The sequence below is a fragment of the Paenibacillus sp. 01T422 genome (assembly GCF_056398785.1).
Map to the genome: position 1 here is coordinate 1 of NZ_JBFTQB010000754.1, position 3289 is coordinate 3289.

Below are 3289 nucleotides of genomic sequence, written 5' to 3' on the forward strand. Positions count from 1 at the left end.
CAATATGTACAGCAGACGATTATCTTCTGACGGCGTTCTCACGCTTCGATAATAGTAACAAAGCGTATCTCGAAATGAACGATTACATAAGCTGCCTATTAAATTTCTGGAATGAGATAGACAGGATTTATGCAGGGAGAACAGTTGCCCTGCCCGTTCTAGGTTCTGGAATCACTCGCTTTAGAGGTTATGAGCATATATCAGATCAAGAATTGCTTGAACTTATTATTTGGACATTTAAGGTGAGTCGTATAAAATTCATGTATCCATCTACGGTGAAGATCGTGGTCTGGAAGAAAAAACAAGAAAAGATAAACCTGCTCAAACTGAAGGACTTAGAATCGCGAAATTAGGGCAGATAATTATAATATAAGCCTCTCATTCCACGACTCGGAATTGAGGCTTATATTACGCAAGGGAAAACCTTAAATGGAGGTTTAGTATGGCTGAAAAGAACCCGAAGGTATTTATTAGTTACTGCCAAGAGAGCATCGAGTTTTCAGATAAGGTTCTGAAATTATCTAATAAGTTACGCAGTGAAGGTATAGATACAATATTGGACCAGTATGAAGAGTCACCTAGCGAGGGATGGCCGAGATGGATGGAAAATTCGATAAATGAATCAGATTACGTGCTTATAATCTGCACCCAAGAGTATCTGAACAGATTAATGGGCAAGGCTGATAGAGGAGTGGGTAGAGGAGTAAAGTGGGAAAGCAATATTATTTATCAGCATCTTTATAATGATGACACTATTAACGAAAGATTTATCCCAATCGTATTCAACGGATCGGATACTGCGTTCATTCCAATGCCTCTTCAAGGAACTACATACTACGAAGTATCAAGATCGGACAAATACGACAGCCTGTACTGGCGCTTACGCGGAATAAATAAAAGAGAGAAGCCTAACTTAGGTAAATTAAGGCCATTACCAGTAAAAGAAAGAAAATCTCTATTTATTACTTCGCCCATTGATTTAGAATCTTGGGATAAAGCAATTTGGAGGGGAGCTGCTTTTCTTTTAGATGTAGGGGATGAGGAACCTCCGTGCTTACTACTTCCATATACTAAAGAATTTTATGCTAAAAAAATATTTAAAAACTGGATTTTAATGCATGGTAAAGAAGACAAGAATGATGAGATAAGAATATCGATTGTCGAGGGTGATATTCCTGGTGAAGCAACCGGTTATACAATACACATCAGTTCCAATATTGATCGAGTAGCAAAGAGAATGGAAGAACAGGGGCTTGAATTGAATGAAAGCCTAATAATGTCAATATCTAGATCGCAACGTGCTAATCCTACAGATGGTTTCAGAATGTTTAATATGTTTAAAGCGAGGTATCAAAAGCACCAAAAGTATGTTCTGATGCCTGCTGTACTTGACGAAAAGAACCGAAAAATCAAACCACTTACTGAGTATGGAATATTTAAGCATGAATTACTTTTCAGACATGTTAGTGATATTGATGAGCATGATCTCGATGYGGTGGTAATTCAAAAGAATAAGCCCTGGAAAGAGCCGAAAAATTTTTAGATTCCGAAATACGCCCCTTGTACTTCCTAATGAAGGGTCATATCGTAAAAACTCATGTGGTGTGGGATTCCTTACCGCATTTGCGCACACAAGGCGGCGGTCGAATTATCCAACTGTCTACGATAGGCGGTCAAAACGCATATCCGGGAGGATCTGAAGTGGGATTCCTGTGGAATCTTCTTATGAATATTACATGGTTCAACATCTTGTTAGTTGTGGCAGACACTTCAAAAAGCCGCTAGTTGGGAATGTAACAGAGTTATTCTTAAATCATCGGCTGGATATGGTGCTCTATGACACCAAACCGAAAACGATTATTGAGGTTGCAGGCTACCAGAATGAACAGTACAGGCAAATTTGTCCAGAAAGAAAGAAACATACGAAAGTATGGGGTATCAATATGTGGAATGGGACGGAGGAACACAAGTTAAAACATGATTCTTCCAAATTCTTTAAGTGCTAGGCACCACTGAATTATTTTTTAATAAAAGGAGTGTAAACACTGGCATGACTGTGTCCACAACCAATGCATCCTCGGTTTACGAGAATCGTTTCATTGCATTTATTGATATTTTGGGATTTAGATCGATTATCAGTGACACGGTCACTGATCCAGCTCTTGCTACGAGAATCCAAAGTGTCCTATCTCATATAGTAGATTTAAAAACGGATAACGATACTGGTATTCTCTCTCTGAAAGATACTGGAAAGGAACTCTCCGTATTTTCGGACTCTATCGTCATTTCTTATCCTGCAGATAATACATCTCCATTGTTTTACTTGTTAATGGATGTAATTCATCTACAGCTAGAAATGATGAACGTAGGCATCATGTTACGCGGTGGAATAGCATATGGGCAACTATTCCATAAAGATGGTGTTGTCTTTGGACCTGCTATGATTGATGCATATGATCTTGAGAGCAAAAATGCTATTTACCCTCGGGTTCTTATTGATACATCCGCGATCACCGCTGGTATTCAGCTAGGCATACACGGGCCCGCAGAAGAATGGCAACAGATAGCTGAACTCACTGAAGAAGACGAAGATCATCAGATATTTGTCGATTTCATGAGTCAATACGAAGAGCTTGAGGATACCGTAACATACGTTGTGGCATTAGAGACTACAAAGAATTTGATTGAACAATCATTAAACACGAATAYGAACCCGAATGTTTTACTGAAATACCTTTGGTTGAAACGCTATTTCAATAAATCACTCGATAAGCTAAAGCCCAAGTATTCGAATGGCCTATATATAGAATAACGGATATCAGGATTTCCAACTCCTTTGTTGAGTATTAGGAAATCAGACGCCATTTACTGCACTCCCAGTAAATGGTGTCTGATTTTCAATTCAAGTCGACATAGTGGCTGACATCGCGATTCTTTTTCAATTGCCGGCTAAGGTAATTATCCTTTATGATTTTTCGTAGTTGAATGCTCGACCGTTTCTGAAGTCTAAAGACAAGAAAATAAATATTAAGGGGGCTATCCCAAAAGTAGATAAGTCTACTTGAGGGCAGCCCACTTTTCTTGAAATTGGACTTATTCTCTCAAAAAATAGCTGGGCAGTATGGTTATACCTGCCCAACTATCCTCGTTTTTTTGTATATCGCTGCTTTCTTAAGCAGATTATGGGCAAGGGAAAGCCAACTTCAGCGGGGACTTTAGTCTAACGACGTGAAAGTACCTACAACGAAACCTTGTTAAATCAAGGTTTTTTTCTTTTGTAGGGATATTC

General features: G+C 38.8%; 4 protein-coding genes. All 4 read left to right on the forward strand.

Translation table 11 applies throughout. The annotated features are described in order from the left end of the window. On the forward strand, nt 1–353 hold a 353-nt coding region (locus tag AC1DUA_RS30555; RefSeq protein ID WP_477503324.1), incomplete at its 5' end, for a macro domain-containing protein. 89 nt (nt 354–442) lie between these two features. Further along, nucleotides 443–1543, forward strand: coding sequence for a toll/interleukin-1 receptor domain-containing protein (locus AC1DUA_RS30560; protein ID WP_477503325.1), 1101 nt, complete (start codon nt 443–445; stop codon nt 1541–1543). Between the two features lie 169 nt (nt 1544–1712). Further along, nucleotides 1713–2006: a hypothetical protein gene (locus AC1DUA_RS30565; RefSeq protein ID WP_477503326.1), complete on the forward strand. Its 294-nt coding sequence runs from the start codon at nt 1713–1715 to the stop codon at nt 2004–2006. Between the two features lie 44 nt (nt 2007–2050). Then, the gene (locus AC1DUA_RS30570; protein ID WP_477503327.1) at nt 2051–2812 is read left to right on the forward strand and encodes a hypothetical protein; all 762 of its coding nucleotides are present in this window, start codon (nt 2051–2053) and stop codon (nt 2810–2812) included. The last annotated feature ends 477 nt before the right edge of the window (nt 2813–3289 follow it).